Genomic DNA, 15,091 nt, shown 5'->3' with positions numbered 1-15,091 from the left:
TCATATATGAAATACGATATAGCGAGATTCGGGCCCGGCTGCGGGCATGACGAAGGGGTGCGTGATTCAGGTGTCGTTGCTGGACGGTCAAACCGCGGTGGTCACGGGGGCGGCGCAAGGACTCGGGTTCGCGATCGCCGAGCGATTCGTCGCCGAGGGTGCCCGCGTGGTCCTCGGTGACGTGAATCTGGAAGCCACCGAGGCGGCGGCCCAGAAGCTCGGCGGCGACGACGTCGCGGTGGCCGTGCGCTGTGATGTCACCAAAGCCGATGAGGTGCAAGCACTTCTGGACACCGCCGTCGAGCGGTTCGGCGGCTTGGACATCATGGTCAACAATGCCGGGATCACCCGTGATGCGACCATGCGCAAGATGACCGAAGAGCAGTTCGACCAGGTCATCAACGTGCACCTGAAGGGCACCTGGAACGGCACCCGGCTGGCTGCCGCGATCATGCGGGAAAACAAGCGCGGGGCCATCATCAACATGTCGTCGGTGTCGGGCAAGGTCGGGATGATCGGCCAGACCAACTACTCGGCTGCCAAGGCCGGCATCGTCGGGATGACCAAAGCCGCCGCCAAAGAGCTTGCCTACCTGGGTGTCCGGGTGAACGCGATTGCCCCCGGGTTGATCCGCTCGGCGATGACCGAGGCCATGCCGCAGCGCATCTGGGACTCCAAGGTCGCCGAAGTTCCGATGGGCCGCGCGGGTGAACCCAGCGAGGTGGCCAGTGTCGCTCTGTTCCTGGCCTCGGACCTGTCGTCGTACATGACCGGCACCGTCATGGAGATCACCGGGGGCCGACACCTGTGACCAGTGGCGCGAGGCAGGGGACCTCTCGGCGGGATGCGGTGATCTGCGAGCCCGTCCGGACACCGATCGGACGCTACGGCGGAATGTTGAAGTCGCTGAGCGCGGTTGACCTCGGGGTCGCGGTGCTCGAAGGTCTGCTGCAGCGCACCGGCGTTGCCCCCGACGCCGTCGAGGATGTCATCCTCGGCCACTGCTATCCCAGTAGCGAGGCACCCGCCATCGGACGGGTGGTGGCCTTGGACGCAGGCCTGCCCGTGACGGTACCGGGAATGCAGGTCGACAGGCGGTGCGGCTCGGGCCTGCAGGCGGTGATCCAGGCGTGCCTGCAGGTCGGCTCCGGCGACAACGACCTGGTGATCGCCGGTGGCTGCGAAAGCATGAGCAACGTAGCTTTCTACTCAACCGATATGCGCTGGGGCGCAGCGCGTTCCGGCGTCCGCGTGCATGACGGGCTGGCCCGCGGACGCACCACCGCCGGTGGCCGTCATTATCCGGTGCCCGGTGGCATGTTGGAGACGGCCGAGAATCTGCGCCGCCAGTACGGCATCTCGCGCCGCGAACAGGACGAGCTCGCGGTGCGGTCACACCAGCGCGCCGTCGCGGCACAGCAGAACGGCATCCTTACCGACGAGATCATTCCGGTCACGGTGAGCACCCGTCAGGGCGAAGAGGTCATCGACACCGACGAGCACCCGCGCGCCGACACCACCGTTGAGTCACTCAGCACACTGAAACCAGTTCTCGTCAAACAGGATCCCGAGTCCACCGTCACGGCGGGCAACGCCAGCGGGCAGAACGACGCCGCATCGATGTGCGTGGTCACCACCCCCGAGAAGGCGGCCGAGCTTGGCCTGAGCCCATTGGTGCGGCTGGTGTCATGGGGCCAGGCCGGGGTGGCGCCCCAGATCATGGGCATCGGCCCGGTGCCGGCCACCGAGGTCGCGCTGGCCAAGGCCGGCCTGCGGCTGAACGACATCGACCTCATCGAACTGAACGAAGCCTTTGCCGCCCAGGCTCTCGCGGTGATGCGGGAATGGAAGTTCGGCGCCGGCGACCAGGACCGGACCAATGTGCACGGCTCCGGAATCTCGCTGGGACATCCGGTCGGGGCCACCGGCGGACGGATGCTGGCCACCCTGGCGCGCGAACTGCACCGCCGCCAGGCGCGCTATGGGCTGGAGACCATGTGCATCGGCGGCGGCCAAGGGCTGGCAGCCGTTTTCGAGAGGGTGACATGAGCCGTCCCGCGCTGCCGCTGGTCGGCATCACCGTCGTCGAGGTGTCCAGCTTCGTCGCCGCGCCGCTGTGCGGCATGACACTGAACCAATTGGGCGCGAACGTCATTCGCATCGACCCGATCGGCGGCGCCGCGGACGTGCAGCGCTGGCCGCTGGCCGACGACGGCACCTCGATCTACTGGACCGGGCTGAACAAAGGAAAGCGCTCGGTCACCGTCGATCTGCGCTCGGACCAGGGCCGGGAGCTGGTCCAGCGCCTGGTCGTGGAGTCCGACGGAATTGTCGTCACCAACGCCGCGGGAATGACGTGGCTGGGGTATGACGCCCTGGCGGCCCAGCGTCCCGACGTGATACATGTGCAGCTGCTCGGCCGAAGGGACGGGTCCACCGGGGTGGACTACACCGTGAACGCTGCTGTGGGTTTCCCCCTCGTCACCGGTCCGGCCGAGCACGCCGGCCCGATCAACCATGTATTGCCAGCCTGGGACGTCAGCTGCGGTCTGTACGCCGCGCTCGCCGTGGTGTCGGCGGTACACCGCCGGAACCAATCCGGCGAGGGCGCCCGCGTCAGCATCGCGCTCGAGGATGTCGCGCTGGCCACCGCAGGCAACCTCGGCCTGCTGACCGAACCCCAGGTGCTCGGGACCCAGCGGCCTCGGGTGGGCAACTCCATCTTCGGCCAGTACGGTCAGGACTTCGTCAGCCGGGACGGAGCCAGGTTCATGGTTGTCCTGTTGACTCGACGCCATTTTCGTGACCTGGTGGAGGTGACCGGCACCGGTGCGGCCGTAGCCGCATTGGCCGAGGCGCTGCACGTGGACTTCGGGTCCGAGGGAGACCGCTACCGGTACCGCGACGTGCTCTCGGGCCTGTTCGCCACCTGGTTCGCCGACCACGATGCCGAGCAGATCAGCGCGGCGCTGGCCGCCACCACGGTGCTGCACGAAAGGTACCGCACCTTCGCCGAGGTCGCCGCCGATCCGAAAGTGACTGCCAATCCGCTCTTCTCCCGAATGCACCAGCCGGGGGTCGGTGACTATCTGGTCCCGGCGATGCCGGCCGCGTTCGACGGCGTGCACCCCGCCAGTGCACCCGCGCCGGCGCTCGGCGCGGACACCACCGGCGTGCTGGCGGAGTACCTGGGTTTGACCGCCGACGACATCGCTCGGCTCGCCGACGCCAAAACCATTGCAGGCTGAGAGGAATTCGCCGCATGACCAAGCTCGCCCAGACCCTCGGTCTCACCGACATCCAGACCGAAATCGTGGCAACGGTGCGCCAATTCGTGGACAAGGAAGTCATTCCCAACGCCCAGGAACTCGAGCACGGCGACACCTATCCCCAGACGATCGTCGACGGCTTGCGCGACATGGGACTGTTCGGCCTGATGATCCCCGAGGAGTACGGCGGCCTGGGGGAGTCTCTGTTGACCTACGCGCTGTGCGTCGAAGAGCTGGCCCGCGGCTGGATGAGCGTATCGGGTGTGCTGAACACCCATTTCATCGTTGCCTACATGCTGCGCCAGCACGGCACCGACGAGCAGAAGCAACGATTTCTGCCGCGGATGGCCACCGGCGAAACCCGCGGCGCCTTCTCGATGTCAGAGCCGGAACTGGGTTCGGACGTGGCCGCGATCCGCACCCGCGCCACCCGCAACTCCGACGGCACGTACACCATCGACGGCCAGAAGATGTGGCTGACCAACGGGGGTAGCTCGACGCTGGTCGCCGTCCTGGTGCGCACCGACGAAGGAGCGGACAAGCCGCACCGCAACCTGACGGCGTTCCTCGTCGAGAAGCCAACGGGCTTCGGTGAAGTGGTGCCCGGCCTGATCATCCCGGGCAAGATCGACAAGCTCGGATACAAGGGCATCGACACCACCGAGCTCATCTTCGACGGCTACGGCGCGAGCGCTGACGACATCCTGGGCGGGAAGCCGGGGCAGGGCTTCTTCCAGATGATGGACGGCATCGAAGTCGGCCGGGTCAATGTGTCGGCCCGCGCCTGTGGGATCGCCCTGCGCGCCTTCGAACTGGCCGTCCGCTACGCCCAGCAACGGCAGACGTTCGGCAAGCCGATCGCCGACCACCAGGCCATCGCGTTCCAACTGGCCGAGATGGCCACCAAAGTCGAAGCGGCTCATCTGATGATGGTCAATGCCGCCCGGCTGAAGGACTCCGGGGAACGTAACGACGTAGCCGCGGGAATGGCGAAATATCTGGCCAGCGAGTTCTGCTCGGAGGTCACCCAGCAGAGCTTCCGTATCCACGGGGGGTACGGCTACTCCAAGGAATACGAGATCGAACGGCTGATGCGGGATGCGCCGTTCCTGCTCATCGGAGAAGGCACCAGCGAGATCCAGAAGTCCATCATCAGCAAGCGCCTGCTCGACGAGTACCGGGTGTGACGCCATGACGGTTCCCGACTTCGGCGCGCGTCCGCAGCTGTCCGAGGATGTCGCGAGCTTCGTCCGCAAGCGGATCTTCGAGGGTACCTACGCCGCCGGCCAGTATGTGCGGCTGGACCAGCTGGCCATGGAATTGGGCATCAGTGTCACGCCGGTGCGTGAGGCGCTGTTCGCGTTGCGGGCGGAAGGCCTTGTCGCCCAACAACCCCGCCGCGGTTTCGTGGTGCTGCCGCTGACCCAGCGTGACCTTGCCGATGTAGCCAACGTTCAGGCCCACGTCGGCGGGGAGCTCGCGGCGCGCGCCGCGCTGAACATCACCGACGATCAGTTGCGTGAACTCCAAGATATCCAGAACCAGCTCGAAGCCGCCTACGCCGCCGACGACGACGAGCGCACGGTGCGGCTGAACCACGAGTTCCACCGCGCCATCAACATCGCCGCGGACTCGGCGAAACTGGCGCAGCTGATGTCGCAGATCACCCGTTACGCACCCGAGTCGTTGTTCCCGATGATCGAGCACTGGCCCGACCAGGCGGTAAAGGACCATCGGCGGGTGCTCGACGCGCTGGGCAGGCACGACGAGCAGCAGGCCCGTGCTGCCATGTCAGAACACCTGGCCGCCAGCGCGATTCCGCTGATCGACCACCTCATCGAACGGGGTGTGGTGGTGCGGGGCGAACACTGACAGCCTTGTCCTCGCGTGGCGGCAGGACATACGCTGCCGGTACGGGTCGCAGGACAGGGGACGTCAATGCGCGTATTGCACACCACCGCGGTGCTCATGACCTGCGTGTCAGCGGTCGCGCTGGCGCCGCCGGCCGGTGCCGAACCATTGGATCCCATCCCGGGCAACGGTGTGTTCGTGGTCGGAACCGACATCGCGCCCGGCCTCTACCGCACCGCCGGCTCGGCTTCCACGTTCGGGGTGTGGATCAACAACGTGCCGACCCAGGACTCGATGTGCGCGTGGTTCACCTACAGCACACCCGATGCGAACAAGGAGCACGTGCTGCAGACGAATATCTCTGTCGGCCCGATGTTCGCGAACATCAACACCTCGGTAAAGGCGTTCGAGTCGCAGAACTGTCAGCCATGGACGCGGGTGCCCTGAGTAATCAGCAGCTCACGCAGCCGGGAGATGTCAACCTTTCCGGTACCGCCGCGCGGTAGGTCGTCATCAGCGTCCAGCAGCAGCCAGACGGTCGGTATCTTGAACGCGCTCAGCACTTCTCGTGCCGCATCCCGCAACTGCCGGGTGTCGAGGCCACTGCAGCGCACCGCCGCGCCCACCTGACCGTCCACCCCGGTGACGACGGCGTTGTCGACACCCGCGATGGTGCGTAGCGCCCGTTCGACCTCGCCGGGATAGACCGTGGCGCCGCTGACCTTGAACATGTCATCGGATCGACCGTGATAGTGCAGGAATCCGTCTGTGTCGAGCCGGCCCAGGTCACCGGTGGGGTAGTAGCCGTCGGCGGTGAACACGTCTTCCCGGCTGCGCCGGCAGATCCCGCGCAGCATGTGCGGTCCCCGGAGCTCGATCATGCCAACGGTCCCGGCTGCGACCGGCTGACCTGAGTCCACATCGACGATGCGAATCTCGATGCCGGGAAATGGCTTTCCGCAACTACCCCACGCCGGTACGGGCAGGTCGGTGTCGGCGGGGTAGCCGCAGTACGGTCCGAATGCCTCGGTCATGCCGAACAACGTCGCCCGCGCGCCGGCCGGCGCACGTTGCTCGACGGGCAACAGTGCCTCCAGGCTGCCTGGCCTGAGCGCGGAGAGGTCGACATCAGCCCGGTCCGGGTGCCGCGACAGCGCTTCGGCCTGGTCGGGCCAGCCCCGAAACAATGTCACACGCTCGCGCTCCAGTAGCCGCAGCGTGGTCGCCGGCTCCGGCCGTTGCTCGGTCACCAGGGTGGCGCCGGCCAGCAGAGCGGACAGGATTCCGCTGCCGAAGCCGCCTACCCAGAAGAACGGCATGGGCAGATACAGGCGAGTGTCCGAGGTGATGCAGCGCGCTGATAAGCCTGATCGCACGGCGCCTAGGGCGTTGCCGTGCGAATGGATGACGCCTTTGGGCGCACCGCTGCTGCCCGAGGTGAAGATGATGGCGAGTGGGTCCGCCGGGGTCACCGCCTGCGCCATCGCTTCGACGATCCGGCGGGCCGGTCCGCCCGCGGGTGCCCGATCCAGCAGGTCAACCGGCCAGACATCGTGTAGCGCGGGAAGTTCGGCACACGAGGCGGAGTGGACGGCGTCGAGGTAGCGGTGCCCACGGAACTCGTCGACGCTCACCAGGACCTGCACCGCGGCCGTCTTCAGCTGCACGAGCAGTTCGGCGGGCCGCAGCAGGGTGCTCAGCGGCACCAGCACCGCGCCGATGCGGGTCACCGCGACGGCGACCTGCACCCAGCGGGTGCAGTTGGGCATGATCAATCCGACGCGGGTGCCTTTGCGCACCCCGGCCGCGATCAGTACCGCCGCCAGCTCGCCGGCGGTGACGTCGATGTCGCGATAACTAAGGGCACCGGCGGGATCGACGACCATGGTTTTGGTGTCGTGCGCGGCGGCCTGCAACCGCACCAGCTGATCGATGGTGTCAGCCATCGAAGAGCTTCTTCAGTTGCCGCACATCGACTTTGCCGCTGGACAGCAGCGGTACCTCGGTGCGGGACACGGCAAGGTAGCGCCGCGGAATCTTGTAGGCGGACAGTTCCGTTCTGAGGCGCTGACGCAGCGCCGCCTCGTCGAAGTCGTGCACTCCGTCGGGTAGGACGACGACCGCGGCGACCACCTGCCCGCGCGCCGGATCCGGTAGCCCCGCCACGTGCGCCGTGACGCCGACGCGGGCCATCGCCTTCTCCACCTCGGCGGCAGAGACATTGGCGCCGGCCGTCTTGATCATCCCGCCCAATCGGCCGGCGAAGTACATGTACCCGTCATCGTCGGCGCGGATCAGATCGCCCGTGTGAAACCAGCCGTCGACGTCGAAGCACTCTTCGCGGCTGCGTTTGTAATAGCCCTGCATGACATACGGCCCCCGGATGCACAATTCGCCCACGTCGCCACGTCGCACCACAGTGCCGTCGTCCGGATCGACGATAAGCGTCTGGAACCCCGGCGCGGGCTTTCCATACGAGCCGCGGCGGCGTTCGGGTTGATCCGATTCGTCGCCGCTGATCAACACGACGCTTCCGGCCTCGGTCATGCCCAGCATGTTGTGCCGCAGCTCCGGATCGGCCGGGCGGGCCTGCGGTGCCATGATCGGATACAGGTTCCCGCGGCGCAGCGACGACAGGTCGCGCTGCGGGTAACTCGGATGGTCAGTCAGGTGTGCCACCCCTGCGACGAAACCATTTGTCATAGTCGGTTTTTCGCGTTCTATCAGGTCCAGCACGGCACCGGCGTCGGTCGAGGTCGAGCACACCAACGTCGAGCCGGCCACCAGCGTCGCCAGCAGGGCGAACGCGAACCCGCCGATCCAGAAAAACGGCGAATTGCAGAACAGCGTGTCTTGCGCGGTCAGCCCACGAATGGCATTGAGGTTTCGCTGGTGTCCGATCATCGCGGCCTGGGTGTGCACCACCCCCTTGGGGGCGCTGGTCGAGCCGGACGTGTAGACGACGGCCAGCACGTCAGCGCCCACGACGTCGTCCTCCATTGCGCGCAAACGGGTTTCGTCGACGAGGCCGCCGAGCTGGCCGGCCCGCTCGACGCCGGTGACGTAGCGCAACAGGGGGAGTTCGGCGACGAACAGTTCGCCCTCGCACGGCGCCTCGCCGAGGGCTTCGGTCAGGCGCTGCTGGTAGTCGTGGGTGCGGAACGAGCTGATGCTCAACAAGATTGACACATCCGCGTGCAACAGTTGTGCCCGCAATTCGCGCCCGGTGACGAAGGTGGAGAACGGCACCACCACCGCGCCGATGCGGGCGGCCGCCAGCATCCCGACTGCGAAGTTGGCGCTGTTGGGGTAGAGCAGGCCCACATGGGTGCCCTTGCCCGCTCCCAGCGCGATCAGGGCGCGGGCCAGGCGTGCCGAGCGCTGCTCGGCGTCGGTGTAGCTGATGCGGTCGGCGTCGCAGACCAGCATCGGGTGGCCGCCGCGCGACTGAGCCTGCTGTCGCAGCAGCTCCGCGATAGTGGTGGGCTCAGCGTGCATGGGCTCGCTGGAAGAACTCGCGGACCGCACCGAGGTCCGTCTTGCCGGACGGTGTGCGGGGGATGGCGTCGACGACGGCGATGTCGGCCGGAATTTCGTATCGGGCCAGGCGCTTCCGCAGGAAGTCCACCAATTCGCCGGCGGTGGCGGGTGCCCGCAATTCGACCATCGCCACTGGCGTTTCACCGAGCCGGTCATCGGCGCGGGCGACGACGGCCGCCCCGGCCACCGCCGGGTGGCTTTCCAGCGCGTTGCGCACGTCATCGGGCATCACCTTGAACCCGCCGCGGATGATGGCTTGGTCGGCCCGGCCCATGATCCAGAGAAATCCGTCCGCATCGATACGCGCCACGTCCGTGGTCTGCAACCACTGCGCCGAACCGTGTTGCGCGGGTTTGACTTCCAGGCGGCCCACCTGATCTGGTCCCAGCACAGTGCCGGCCTCGTCCACCACCCGCAATTGGGTTCCGGGGTTGGCCCGGCCCACGCTGCCGCGCTTGGCCGCCCAGTGCCGCTCATGGTCGGCCAGCGTCCAGCCCGCGACGCCGCCACCGAATTCCGTTGCCGCATAGGACGTGAGAACGGGGATGCCGTACCTGGTGGTGAAGGCATCGGCGTCCTCGGGTGACAGTGGGGCCGTGCCGCAGGTCACGGTGCGGATACCGGCCAGGTCCTCTCGGGTCAGGTCCGAGTGCAACACCGTGCGCAGGGCAGCAGGCACCAGCGACACAGTCCGGGGCCGGTGCCTTCGGACCGCCGCGGCCCAGTCGTTCAGCTCGAAGCGCTCCAGCAGGACGAACGGGCGCGCGTCGGCAACACACTGCAGCACCCGGAACACACCACCGATGTGAACCAGCGGTGAGTTGACGATTGCGACGCCGCGGCGTACCCCGGCAGGCGGGGGCGCGGTGCGGTAGTCCGGGCCCATCACGGTATGTGCGAGCGTGTCGTAGCTCAGGTCGATGCGTTTGGGTGGGCCGGTGGTGCCGCTGGTCAGCATCCGCACCGCGACGCCCGAGCACGCATCCATCGATTCCGGTGCTTCGCCGGTCCCGTCGTACAGGCCGGCCAGGGAAACGGTTGCCGTGCCGGAATTCTCGGGGACCAGGGCGTCCAGATCGTCGGGCTCGCCCAGTACGACGGGCAGCCCCAGCGCGGCGATGTCTGCGCGGGTGCGCTCGTCTCCGCGGGACGGGTTGATCGTCACCACGGTGGCGCCGCGCATCAGGACACCCAGGAGGGCTGCCACCTGTTCGGGCCGGTTGCGCAACAGTATCCCGGCGTCGCCGCCCTTCACCGATGCACCAACCCGCCGGGCCGCGCTGCCGATCTGCGCCCAGGAGATCCACCGACGGTCGTACTCGATGGCCCCCGCATCGGGTCGCAGGTCCAGCACCTCGGCGATTCGCTTGCTGAGCGGATGCACGGCCACTAGCGGATCTGTGGCTTTCGCTGCTCACTGTCCCGGGCCGCGACTTCGGCCATGCCGATCGGGTTGCCCAGCCGGGTGTAGATCAGGCCCTGCTCCATCGCGGCGCGATACGGCTTGTCGAGTGACTCCCAGATCGCTTTCACGGTGCCCTGGGTGGCCGACGGCGGCTTGGCGGCGATGGCCGCCGCGATCTCGTGCGCCCGCGGCCACAACCGTTCGGAGTCAACCACTTCCGATACCAGCCCGATACGCAGGGCGGTGTCGGCGCTGATGCGTTCGTCGTTGCCGAGCAACGCCATCCGCAGCGTCTCCCCGAGTCCGATCCGGCGCATCAGTCCGATCGGCTCGAGCGCGCACACCAGGCCCGCCGAGACGTGGGAGTCGAAAAACGTTGCGTCCGAGGAACAGATGACAACGTCGGACTCGTTCACGAAGTAGAAGGCGCCGGCGGTGCACATCCCCTGGACGGCGCACACCACGGGTTTCCACATCTTCTGCCACTTGGGGCTCAGGTACTCACCGGGATCTTCGTGATTCCAGATGTTGTCGGGCTGACCGTAGGGTGTCTTGACATCCAGCCCGGCGCTGAAGGCCCGGGTGCCCGCCGCGCGCAACACCACCGCGTGCACCGAATCGTCGAGTTTGACGATGCGCCAGGCTTCGGCCATCTCCAGGCACATGGTGCGGTTGAACGCGTTCAGGTGCGCGGGCCGATTGAGCGTGATGGTCGCGACATGGCCGCCCGCATCGACCTCGAGCAGGATCGTCTCGAAACTCATCAGCGGCACTGCCAATCCGGTGTGCGCTTCTCGACAAAGGCCCGGGGGCCCTCCTGCGCGTCGGCGGTGCGCAGTACCCGCTCGCGGAACGTCTCGGCCAGTATCTCGGCCTCGTGCAGCGGCACGTTGAGGCCCTTGAGGATGGCGAGGCGGGTTCCGCGGACGGCCAGCGGAGCGTTGGAGTTGACGATGTCGGCGATTTCGCGCGCGCGGTCCAGCAGACGGTCGTGCTCGACGATCTCGCTGATCAGCCCGAGCTGATAGGCCCGTTGCGCGTCCATCCGTTCGTGCTTGCCCATCAACGCCATTCGCAGCGCGATCGAGCGGGGCAGCACCCGGGACACCCGCACCATCTCGCGTCCGGCCACCAGTCCGATGCTGACGTGCGGATCGAAGAAGGTCGCCCGCTCGGAGGCGATGACGATGTCCGAGGTGGTCACCCAGTCCATGCCCGCGCCGCAGCACAAGCCGTTGACCGCGGTCACCACGGGCTTGGCCGTACTGCGAAACGGCGGTGTCCCTTCCTGCGGCGCCTCCCACTGGTCGTAGGTGGACAGGTAGGGGCGTTCGTAGATCACCTTGCCGTCTTCGGGAATGGCTGTGACATCGGCTCCGGTGCAGAACGCGCGACCGGTACCGGTCACGACGGTCAGCCAGACCCGATCATCGTTCTCGGCCTCGTCGTAGGCCGCCCGCAGTTCGGTGATCATGTGCGGGCTCAGGGCGTTCAGCGCCTCCGGACGGTTCAGCGTGATGGTGGCCGTGTGTCCGTCGACTTCGTAGGTGATGTTGTCGAACGCAGGCATGGCCGCTTCCCTTCTCAGCATTTCGGGCGCCACTCAACGGCCCCGGTATTCCGGCCTGCGCCGGTGTCGGAAGGCTTCCAGGCCCTCTTTGAAATCGGCGGTGCGACAGGATAATTCCAGATTGAACAGCTCCTGCGTCATCGATTGGCTCAGCGTCGCCTGCGCGGCGTGGTTCAAGGCCTGTTTGGCCAGTCCGATGGCGACAGTCGGGCCGCCGGCGAGGCGGTCCAGCAGCGCCTCGACGATGTCGTCGAGTTCTGCCGGGGCGACCGCTTCGTGAATCAAGCCCCAGTCGGCCGCGTCCGGTGCGCAGATTTTATCGCCCAGCAGCAGCATTCGGCGGGCGCGCGCGAGTCCGATCAACCGGGGGACCAGCCAGGAGGAGCCCGAGTCTGGGCTGAATCCACGGTCCACGAACGGTTCCCAGAACGTGGCGTCGGAGGCGGCGATGGTGAAGTCGGCGGCCAGTGCAAGATTGCAGCCCATGCCGACGGCCCAGCCGCGCACGCTGCAGACCACCGGTAACTGGATCGTGTGGACAAGTTCTATGACGCGGTGGGCGGCATGGGGCACTCTGCGGACCAGCGCGCCGGTGCGCGGACGTTCGGCGCCGGGGTCGTTGGTGGCCACCCAGTCGGCGCCCGAGCAGAAGTCGTGCCCGGCTGCGCGGATGTGGATCGCTCGCAACGAGTCGTCGGTGGAGGCGTCGGTGAGCAACTCGACGAACTGCCCGATCATGAACGGCGTCAGCGAATTACGCGATGCCGGGCGGTCGATGACGATTCGCAGCACGGGCCCGTCCCGCGAGGCGAGGACCGTGCCTTCGGCGGCGGCGCCGCCGGCGTCGTGGCTCACCGTTGCATCCGGCCCTTCCGCCCAGCGCCCGGTCTATACGGTTACCCATACAGTAGGCGATACGATTGCTACGGTGTATAAGTTAGCAAGGAAACCCTACCGGCGAAAACATTGCCGTGGGAACGGCCGGAAAACCGGACGACCCGGGAAGCGTTGAGGCAGCATGACCGAGGGCACAGGCGGGACAGTTCCCGGTGGCGCCGCGTTTGGTGAAGCGCCGCTTGCCCAGACCGTTGCCGCCGCCGGAGCCATCCGGCGGCTCACCTCAGTGCTGCTGTCCCTGGAACAGCCGCACCCCACGGTGGAGGCGATGGTCGGCCAATTCGCCGACTGGGAACGCGAACTGGCCGCAGCGGCGCCGCGCGATCCGGCGCCCCGCATCGGATCCGACAGCGACGACGAGCGCCGGGTGTATCTCGATCACGCAACCGACATCGGTGCCTACAACCCGTGCTTTCCGGAGTATTCGTTTGACCGGCTCGATGACGGCAACGGTGCTGGAACCGTCAGATTTCCGTTGGTCTACGAAGGGCCGCCCGGTTTGGTGCACGGCGGATTTCTCGGTGTCTTCTTCGACTGCGTCGTGCAGCACCACAACTGCGTCACCGGATTGTCAGGCAAGACACGATCCTTGACGGTCACCTTCCGCCGGCCGACGCCGGTCTTGACCGACCTGCGTTTCGACATCACGCGATCACCGGTCGAGCGAGCCGTCGTCTCCACGGCCCGGCTGCTGCGCGACGACGAGGTGCTGTGCACCGGCGAGGTGAACACCGCGGCATCGCGACCCGATCAGCTTTCCACCACCCAATTCGGCAGACGCCGAAAGGAGTCCGGCTCATGACCGCCGCGGACACTGCTGACGCACGGATCCTCTTCGACGTCGACCATGGCCGGCGCATCGCCACGATCACGCTGAACAACCCCGAGCGACGCAACACCTACGACCCCGCCATGCGGGACGCCATGGCACGGTGTCTGGATCAGGTTGCCGAGGACGACGACCTCACCGTCGTCCTGTTGCGTGGTGCAGGTGGCACATTCAGCACCGGTGCGGACATGAACAACGCTTACGGCTGGTACGGCGAGTCGGCGGGTGCGGAGGGACAGGCGGCCAGGCGGCCGAGCCAGCGCCGCCGACTCACAGTGGACCGCAAGTCATTTGGCTTCTACCACAATCTGATGGGCTTCCCGAAGGTCACGGTGGGAGAGATTGCCGGTTACGCTCTCGGCGGCGGGTTCGAGCTGGCGCTGATGACCGATATCTCGGTGATCGCCCGCGATACGAAGATCGGCATGCCGGCGACCCGCTTCCTCGGACCGGCGCTGGGCAGTCTGCACATGTTCTTTCACCGGCTGGGCCCGGTGTTGGCCCGCCGTCTTCTGCTCACCGGCGACATCATTGCCGCCGCCGAGGTTGCGCATCTCGGAATCTTTACCGAGACATGCGATTCGGAGTCAGTGACGGCCCGTGCCCGGTATTGGGCTGAGAAGGCGGCAAAGATGCCGGCCGACGGTGTCGTCATCGCCAAGGAAGCCTTCCGGCTGGTGGAACAGAGTCAGGCTTACCAGGGCGAGGAAGTCGCCAGTTATCTGTTCCACGCGTTCGGCACCAACCTGCAGTTCGCGCCGGGTGAGTTCAACTTCGTCAAAACCCGTGCGGAGCACGGCACCAAAGAGGCGTTCCGGTTGCGCGATCAACACTTTCACGTTCCGGAACCCGAGGAATGAGAGCCTTTCAGCGCGCGGCCGGAGACTTGGCGCGGGTGCGACGTGGCGCAGACTTGGCGGCTTTCGACGAGGACTTGCCCGCCTCGATCAATTGACCCGCGTGATCGAGGATGCATTCGAGCCCATACTCGAAGTTGTTTTCGTCCGGAGCGGCGATGCGGTGTCCCTTGCCGGTGACCTGAGCGATCAGCGGCGTGGTCTGCGGGTCCACGGCCACCGCTTCCTCGATGGAGCGCGTGCCGTCCTCTGATGACTGGTTTTTCTCGTGCAGCCGGTGCAGCACTACGGATCCGCGGACGTGCAGCGATATCGCGGAGTAGGTGTCGAAGGCGTCCTCGGGCGACAGCCCCGCCTCGACCAGATTGGCGATGGCCTTCTCCATTTCCTGGGCGCCGACCCGGGCTGCCTTCGGGCTCAGCGCCGCCCGGATCAGAATCAGGTCGCACAGGATCGGGTTGCCCATGAACGTCTTCCGCATCAGACGCGCATGGTTGCGCAGCGTCTCGCGCCAGTCCTTGGCTTCGACGTAGGGAGTCGCGAACACGTATTTGCTCAAGGCGCGGTCCGTCATGGCGTTGAGCAGATCGTCCTTCTTCCGGAAGTACCAGTAGATGCTGGTGACACCGACGCCGAGGTGCTTACCGAGCAGCGGCATGCTCAGATTGTCGATCGAAACCTGTTCTGCCAGTTCAAAAGCGCCACTGATGATGTCATCGGGATTGATGGACCCGCGTTCGCGCCGCTGCCGCTTCTCCGCAGTCGCCTGCTTTGCCACTCCCGGATACCTCCACTAAAATCCACCCCGCGTGCGGGTTTTCTGTCTGCTACTGTAATACCTATCGTAGGCTTTTTGATATAGATCGCCGGGCG

The 15,091-nt window shown here is 66.5% G+C and carries 15 protein-coding genes; 8 read left to right on the top strand and 7 right to left on the bottom strand.

Annotated elements, in window-relative coordinates; genetic code table 11:
• The first annotated feature begins 46 nt into the window (after positions 1-46).
• The 6 genes from fabG (at position 47) to QXK92_RS21720 (ending at position 5,567) form a co-directional block, all read left to right on the top strand.
• On the top strand, positions 47-811 hold the full coding sequence (gene fabG / locus QXK92_RS21745) for a 3-oxoacyl-ACP reductase FabG (RefSeq protein WP_306245126.1): 765 nt from the start codon (positions 47-49) through the stop codon (positions 809-811).
• A complete protein-coding gene (locus QXK92_RS21740) occupies positions 808-2,049 on the top strand; it encodes an acetyl-CoA C-acetyltransferase (RefSeq protein ID WP_306245124.1) in 1,242 nt (413 codons plus the stop codon). Before fabG ends, QXK92_RS21740 begins: the two co-directional genes overlap by 4 nt.
• Complete coding sequence (locus tag QXK92_RS21735) at positions 2,046-3,248, top strand: CoA transferase (protein WP_306245122.1); 1,203 nt, start codon at positions 2,046-2,048, stop codon at positions 3,246-3,248. The genes QXK92_RS21740 and QXK92_RS21735 overlap by 4 nt, the downstream gene beginning before the upstream one ends.
• 14 nt (positions 3,249-3,262) lie before the next feature.
• A complete protein-coding gene (locus tag QXK92_RS21730) occupies positions 3,263-4,456 on the top strand; it encodes an acyl-CoA dehydrogenase family protein (protein WP_306245121.1) in 1,194 nt (397 codons plus the stop codon).
• A 4-nt stretch (positions 4,457-4,460) separates the two neighbouring features.
• A complete protein-coding gene (locus QXK92_RS21725) occupies positions 4,461-5,141 on the top strand; it encodes a GntR family transcriptional regulator (RefSeq protein WP_306245119.1) in 681 nt (226 codons plus the stop codon).
• A 66-nt stretch (positions 5,142-5,207) separates the two neighbouring features.
• Positions 5,208-5,567, top strand: a complete 360-nt coding sequence (locus QXK92_RS21720) for a hypothetical protein (RefSeq protein ID WP_306245117.1) — start codon at positions 5,208-5,210, stop codon at positions 5,565-5,567.
• Here QXK92_RS21720 and QXK92_RS21715 read toward each other — a convergent pair.
• Genes QXK92_RS21715 through QXK92_RS21690 form a run of 6 tightly spaced genes read right to left on the bottom strand, consistent with a single transcriptional unit; the run spans position 5,543 to position 12,490 of the window.
• Entirely contained in the window at positions 5,543-7,066 is a 1,524-nt protein-coding gene (locus QXK92_RS21715) for a class I adenylate-forming enzyme family protein (protein WP_306245116.1), read from the bottom strand. The genes QXK92_RS21720 and QXK92_RS21715 overlap by 25 nt on opposite strands.
• A complete protein-coding gene (locus QXK92_RS21710) occupies positions 7,059-8,618 on the bottom strand; it encodes a class I adenylate-forming enzyme family protein (protein WP_306245114.1) in 1,560 nt (519 codons plus the stop codon). The genes QXK92_RS21715 and QXK92_RS21710 overlap by 8 nt, the downstream gene beginning before the upstream one ends.
• Positions 8,608-10,050 (bottom strand): class I adenylate-forming enzyme family protein, encoded by a 1,443-nt coding sequence (locus tag QXK92_RS21705; RefSeq protein ID WP_306245112.1) that lies wholly within the window; start codon positions 10,048-10,050, stop codon positions 8,608-8,610. Before QXK92_RS21705 ends, QXK92_RS21710 begins: the two co-directional genes overlap by 11 nt.
• On the bottom strand, positions 10,050-10,829 hold the full coding sequence (locus tag QXK92_RS21700) for an enoyl-CoA hydratase/isomerase family protein (RefSeq protein WP_306245110.1): 780 nt from the start codon (positions 10,827-10,829) through the stop codon (positions 10,050-10,052). The genes QXK92_RS21705 and QXK92_RS21700 overlap by 1 nt, the downstream gene beginning before the upstream one ends.
• Positions 10,829-11,635 (bottom strand): enoyl-CoA hydratase/isomerase family protein, encoded by an 807-nt coding sequence (locus QXK92_RS21695; protein WP_306245107.1) that lies wholly within the window; start codon positions 11,633-11,635, stop codon positions 10,829-10,831. The genes QXK92_RS21700 and QXK92_RS21695 overlap by 1 nt, the downstream gene beginning before the upstream one ends.
• Before the next feature lie 33 nt (positions 11,636-11,668).
• Positions 11,669-12,490, bottom strand: a complete 822-nt coding sequence (locus tag QXK92_RS21690) for an enoyl-CoA hydratase/isomerase family protein (RefSeq protein ID WP_306245105.1) — start codon at positions 12,488-12,490, stop codon at positions 11,669-11,671.
• Positions 12,491-12,653: 163 nt separating this feature from the next.
• Between QXK92_RS21690 and QXK92_RS21685 the strand changes: the two genes are divergently transcribed.
• Both QXK92_RS21685 and QXK92_RS21680 read left to right on the top strand, forming a co-directional pair.
• Positions 12,654-13,334 (top strand): hypothetical protein, encoded by a 681-nt coding sequence (locus QXK92_RS21685; RefSeq protein WP_306245104.1) that lies wholly within the window; start codon positions 12,654-12,656, stop codon positions 13,332-13,334.
• Complete coding sequence (locus QXK92_RS21680; protein ID WP_306245103.1) at positions 13,331-14,221, top strand: enoyl-CoA hydratase/isomerase family protein; 891 nt, start codon at positions 13,331-13,333, stop codon at positions 14,219-14,221. Before QXK92_RS21685 ends, QXK92_RS21680 begins: the two co-directional genes overlap by 4 nt.
• 7 nt (positions 14,222-14,228) lie before the next feature.
• On the opposite strand, the gene QXK92_RS21675 is transcribed toward QXK92_RS21680, so the two are convergent.
• A complete protein-coding gene (locus QXK92_RS21675) occupies positions 14,229-14,996 on the bottom strand; it encodes a TetR/AcrR family transcriptional regulator (protein ID WP_306245100.1) in 768 nt (255 codons plus the stop codon).
• Positions 14,997-15,091: the final 95 nt, after the last annotated feature.

Origin of the sequence: Mycobacterium sp. TY815, from assembly GCF_030755135.1 — a bacterium.
Classification (GTDB): domain Bacteria; phylum Actinomycetota; class Actinomycetes; order Mycobacteriales; family Mycobacteriaceae; genus Mycobacterium.
The sequence above is the reverse complement of the archived record's forward strand: the minus strand, read 5'-3'. Positions and strand labels throughout refer to the sequence as shown.

Coding starts and splice junctions, on each gene's coding strand:
- QXK92_RS21700 (WP_306245110.1), bottom strand. CDS start 10,829: ATGAGTTTCGAGACGATCCTGCTCGAGGTCGATGCGGGCGGCCATGTC.
- QXK92_RS21695 (WP_306245107.1), bottom strand. CDS start 11,635: ATGCCTGCGTTCGACAACATCACCTACGAAGTCGACGGACACACGGCC.
- fabG (WP_306245126.1), top strand. CDS start 47: ATGACGAAGGGGTGCGTGATTCAGGTGTCGTTGCTGGACGGTCAAACC.
- QXK92_RS21680 (WP_306245103.1), top strand. CDS start 13,331: ATGACCGCCGCGGACACTGCTGACGCACGGATCCTCTTCGACGTCGAC.
- QXK92_RS21735 (WP_306245122.1), top strand. CDS start 2,046: ATGAGCCGTCCCGCGCTGCCGCTGGTCGGCATCACCGTCGTCGAGGTG.
- QXK92_RS21685 (WP_306245104.1), top strand. CDS start 12,654: ATGACCGAGGGCACAGGCGGGACAGTTCCCGGTGGCGCCGCGTTTGGT.
- QXK92_RS21725 (WP_306245119.1), top strand. CDS start 4,461: ATGACGGTTCCCGACTTCGGCGCGCGTCCGCAGCTGTCCGAGGATGTC.
- QXK92_RS21730 (WP_306245121.1), top strand. CDS start 3,263: ATGACCAAGCTCGCCCAGACCCTCGGTCTCACCGACATCCAGACCGAA.
- QXK92_RS21710 (WP_306245114.1), bottom strand. CDS start 8,618: ATGCACGCTGAGCCCACCACTATCGCGGAGCTGCTGCGACAGCAGGCT.
- QXK92_RS21715 (WP_306245116.1), bottom strand. CDS start 7,066: ATGGCTGACACCATCGATCAGCTGGTGCGGTTGCAGGCCGCCGCGCAC.
- QXK92_RS21720 (WP_306245117.1), top strand. CDS start 5,208: ATGCGCGTATTGCACACCACCGCGGTGCTCATGACCTGCGTGTCAGCG.